The organism is Fibrobacter sp. (assembly GCF_017545445.1).
GTDB lineage: Bacteria > Fibrobacterota > Fibrobacteria > Fibrobacterales > Fibrobacteraceae > Fibrobacter.
The window spans coordinates 1-4,025 of record NZ_JAFWOM010000072.1 but is presented as its reverse complement, the minus strand read 5'-3'; the positions used below and the strand labels follow the sequence as shown (position 1 = coordinate 4,025).

The following is a 4,025-nucleotide window of genomic DNA, read 5'->3' as shown; positions in this document are numbered from 1 at the left end:
TATTGATAAAAAAGAATTACGAATAATATATATATCGAAAATTTTTTCTAAAAAGCCCGATGATAGTTTTATCTCCCTAAATGCTGACGATTTTACTTCTGATGAAGAATTTGATAAAATAAAAAAGAATTCATCATTAGAGTGTCTTCAATACACACAACGAAACGGTTATTATGGTAGTTGGGGATATGAGAAAGGCCTATTTTCATATAACTTCTCAAATATAGAGAAAGAGGTGGACTCAAGATACTCATACGACAAACGCGAGGAGATGATAAAATCTAAAGTTGATGGTAAATTAAATCTTTTAAGAAACAAATTAAAAGAAAAGAATTTTGACTTGTCTGAATGCAGTAAGAAAAATATAAAAAAATTACTGGAAACAGTTTCTCCCGAAAAATTTACATGTCATTTAGAAAAACAAGACGAAAAATTCAATAATTTTGTCATTTATCTATTGCGGCGTGGATATATTGATGAAAACTATTTTGAATACATTTCAAATTTTTATGCAAATTCTTTAAGTGTACATGAAACACAATATTTACTTTTGATAAAAAATCAACAATCGCCAAATTTTGAATTGATATTAAGTAGTGTTGATAAAGTGATTAAGAGGATTAAAGATATAGAATGGAGTTTGTCGGCTATTCTAAATAATTCAATGCTGTCTTACATATTAATTACAGATGATTATCATTTAAAAGATTTTTTAGAAACACTACGGAATTATAAACTATTAAGTCATGATGATTTTTTCTTAAGCAAATTTAGTGCCGGTTCAAATTGTTTATCGAGGCTGTATCAAGGCTTGTATAAGTTTTTGGGACATGAAAATAATTGGATTAATGTAATCTTTGATAATGAAGAAATAAGTATACTGTACTACTTCTTTATATATGTTGATTTTGAAAAAACAGAAGAAAATATCTTGTCTTATTTAAAGAGAGATGTTTCCTTCTTGCATCTCGACAACATTGAAAAAGAAAAAGTTTCTTCTAAAATTAATTATTATGGTCTGAAATTTAATCTTTTAGAAGACACTATAAAATATCCTATTTACAATATTATATTGGATAACAACGCTTATATAATATCAAAACAAAATTTTGATATCATAATCAAAAATGCATTTGCCGATGCTGTTGAAATGCCGATTAAGAATTATTTTACTCAAATATCCAAATTGCAAAATCAAAATGTAAAGACGTATGTTGTCCAAAATATTGAAACTTTTGTTAAGGAAGTAGTTCTTTCTACAGATGGATCAATAGCCGAATCTGAAGATGCTTTTGTCGAGTTGTTGAATGATAATATATTGCTTACAGAAACAAAAATTGAATTAATAGAAAAAAATGACTGCGTAATTTCTGATATAACAAAAGTCAAATCATCAGAAATAAAATTTGCAGATGGCGATGAAAAATCAGTAGATATTCGAAATTTGTTATATAAGTATAAAAAGGTGAGTCCCACATGGTCTAATGTTATTGAAATTTTCAAGATTGATGGAAAACAATTGGCAGACAGCCTAGTTGATTATCTGAATGATGATCAGATTATTACTGAATTGGTGAAAGAAAATCCTTTAACGGAAGATGAATTAAAAGACAAAAATGAAAATTATGATTTCATGTTAGATTTCTACAAAAAAATAATACATGAGAGTGCTTTGTCTTCTGAATGTTTTTTTAAACTGATGAAAGTATGTCATTGGAAATTTGGCAACATGTCGTTCGAATCTGTTGAATATGAAAAGATAAATTGTCTTATAGAATTACGATTGCTTCAGTTGACTTCAGAGAATTATTTTGGAATAAAAAGCAATTATGCAGATTTACTTCCGAAATTTATTGTTACATATTTTGATGATTTTGCGGAGAAATGGAGTGAGTTGAAAATAAAAATCACTTTTGATGATATGAAAATGTTCTTGGATAGCAAGGAATTAAGTAAAGAACAGAAAAATAAGCTGTTATCAAGTGATTTTGATATTTGGTATGCGGTAAGTCAACAAGATGATGCTTTGACGTGGTTAGGACGAAAAATAATAGAACTAAATTTAGAAGGAAAAGTTCAAGTGCCTATTGCGTCTGTTGTTGCTAATATGGATGATGCAGATAATGTTCTAAAACTTTTGTGTTTGCAAGGACGTAATTTGAAGGACAATGAAATAATAGACTTGGTAAACAACAAATTGGATGAATCCTATCGTATCTGTATCAAACGTGATGGAAAACGAGAAAAACTTCCAAATACAAGTATGAATAAAGAATTGTGTGCTATATTAAGTGAAAAGGAAATCATATCTAGCTATCAAGAGGATGGTAAAAAAATTAAAGTTATACAGAAAAGAATGTGATTTTCGTTTGATTTTTGAAAGGTAGTTCGAATAAAATTTATAATCACAGGGAACTCCGATGCGAAAGAAACCGTCAGAACTGGATTTTGAAGAATACATCCGTCAGGTCGAGCCCACCAAGCGGGAAAAGTCCTACGCATGGTCTACGGCTATCGGCTTGCAGCAAGTCGATGGCCTGACTCCTTCGGATTATTTGCTTGAAATCGCCAAGAAAAACATTGAGGGCGAGATTTCCCTGAACAAGGCTCAGGCTCTCATTGATTCTTATTATGAATCGAAGACTGAACGGACGGAAGACCAGGACGAAACGGAAGAAGCGGATAAGGTTTCTGCCCGCATCGCACAAGTTTTGAGTGAAAAGGCGTTTAGCTTTTCTCCGTCTTTTTTGATAGCTATTCACAAGCGTCTTTTTGATCGGGTTTTCAAACATGCTGGAGAAATCCGCAAATACAACATTTCGAAAAAGGAGTGGGTGCTGAACGGGGATTCCGTGATGTACGGAGCTTCGTTTGAATTGCGGATGGCTTTGGATTATGATTTTGAACGCGAACGGGAGTTCAATTACAGCGATTTGAGTATGGACGAAATTGTCCGTCATTTGTCGTCTTTTGTATCGCGTCTGTGGCAAATTCATGCTTTTGGCGAGGGTAATACGCGTACGACTGCGGTTTTTACCATCAAGTACCTGCGTTCCATGGGATTCAAGGTGGGGAACGACATTTTTGCCAAGAATTCGTGGTATTTCAGGAATGCACTAGTTCGTGCCAACTACAAAAATGTGGAAAAGAAAATCAAAGAGGAGCCGGAGTATCTTGAAAAGTTCTTCCGTAACTTGTTGATGGGCGAACACAACGAACTAAAAAATCGATATCTGCATGTTGATTACAAAAAGCCTCAGGATCGCAAAAATGTCCCTGTAAATGTCCCTGTAAATGTCCCTGTAAAAAATAGACGGGAAAAGATTATTGCCGTTCTTACCAAAGATCCTCATATGTCCGCCCAAAGGCTTGCCGAAGAATTTGGTGTTACTGAAAAAACAATCAAAAGAGATTTGCAGTTACTGAAACAGCAAAACCAGATTGTCCGTGTTGGTGCTGATAAAAACGGCTATTGGAAAGTTACAAAAAATTTTAAAGAAGACTGATTTTGTCCACAATTCTCCTTTCCATCAAGCCTGAATACGTTCGCAAGATTTTCGAAGGCTCAAAGAAATATGAGTTTCGCAGAAGTGTCGCGAAACGCAAAGTTGACCGAATTCTGATTTATTCAACCGCGCCTGAAATGAAGGTGGTTGCGATGGTTGAAGTGCTTGGCATTTTGAAAGATTCCCCGAAAAAACTTTGGGAAAAGACACATGCTCATGCCGGAATTTCTCGCCCGAAGTTCATGGATTACTATGCTAACAGATCAGTGGCAGGTAGTGTCAAGGGTCTTTCGCAAAAATAGTTTGTCCCAACATCAGATTTAGGCTACATTTTCCTTCTTGCCGTTTTTCTCCAGTTCCCGTTTAAGCTCGTTTTCTTTTTCATGCTCGTAGAGGTGCTTCATGTTCAGGTACCTCTTGGTGCCCCATTCTTTCGTCGCAACGTATCTCAGCCTGGCACAAACAAGCATCAGTGCCGACTCTCCATCCGGAAAACAGCCCACAACCCGTGTTCTTCTG

Annotated in this window: 3 protein-coding genes and 1 pseudogene; 3 read left to right on the top strand and 1 reads right to left on the bottom strand. The window is 34.3% G+C overall.

Annotated features, from left to right (window positions below):
* The 3 genes from IKG78_RS08580 to IKG78_RS08570 form a co-directional block, all read left to right on the top strand.
* Window positions 1–2,362: hypothetical protein (locus IKG78_RS08580; RefSeq protein WP_290942343.1), on the top strand; the 2,362-nt coding region annotated here is incomplete at its 5' end.
* A gap of 58 nt (window positions 2,363–2,420) precedes the next feature.
* Window positions 2,421–3,506, top strand: coding sequence for an HTH domain-containing protein (locus IKG78_RS08575; protein WP_290942341.1), 1,086 nt, complete (start codon window positions 2,421–2,423; stop codon window positions 3,504–3,506).
* 2 nt (window positions 3,507–3,508) lie between these two features.
* Window positions 3,509–3,808 (top strand): ASCH domain-containing protein, encoded by a 300-nt coding sequence (locus IKG78_RS08570; RefSeq protein WP_290942339.1) that lies wholly within the window; start codon window positions 3,509–3,511, stop codon window positions 3,806–3,808.
* A gap of 18 nt (window positions 3,809–3,826) precedes the next feature.
* On the opposite strand, the pseudogene IKG78_RS08565 reads toward IKG78_RS08570, so the two are convergent.
* Window positions 3,827–4,025 (bottom strand): annotated as a pseudogene (locus IKG78_RS08565) (hypothetical protein); the annotation flags it as partial.